Genomic DNA, 381 nt, shown 5'->3' with positions numbered 1-381 from the left:
AAATAATCTAATGCCCTACCAACGAGAGAAACAATATCAAGCTAAATTGCCACTATCGAGCATTAACGTAACTTAGCTACTCTTCCTTCGAGACACCTCGCAAATTCACCCAAGATTGCGCCAAATCCATCTTCATTGCCTCGTGTTGTCGCCTGTGAACCTCAGTTACCGCTATCGCAGCAAAATGCTGTAGCACCACCGTTGTAATGAATTGAACTCCGAGCAGAGCAACAGCAAGCGTGAAAATCGAATCAAGGTAGTCGTGCAGCACACCAAAAACGATAGAAACAATAGCGAACATCGCGATATTTATTCTTAAAGGCCACACCGCTAACCAACTCTGGTACGACTCTAATTTCTTATCGGGCAATCCCTTAAAGT

At 43.8% G+C, this 381-nt stretch carries 1 protein-coding gene; it reads right to left on the bottom strand.

Going from position 1 to position 381, the window contains the following annotated elements; genetic code table 11:
- Positions 1-76 precede the first annotated feature (76 nt).
- Positions 77-381: hypothetical protein (locus AB4585_RS24710; RefSeq protein ID WP_372171392.1), on the bottom strand; the 305-nt coding region annotated here is incomplete at its 5' end.

This window comes from Vibrio sp. 10N.222.49.C9 (assembly GCF_041474985.1).
Lineage (GTDB): Bacteria > Pseudomonadota > Gammaproteobacteria > Enterobacterales > Vibrionaceae > Vibrio > Vibrio crassostreae_C.
This window is presented reverse-complemented; position numbering and strand designations above follow the sequence as displayed.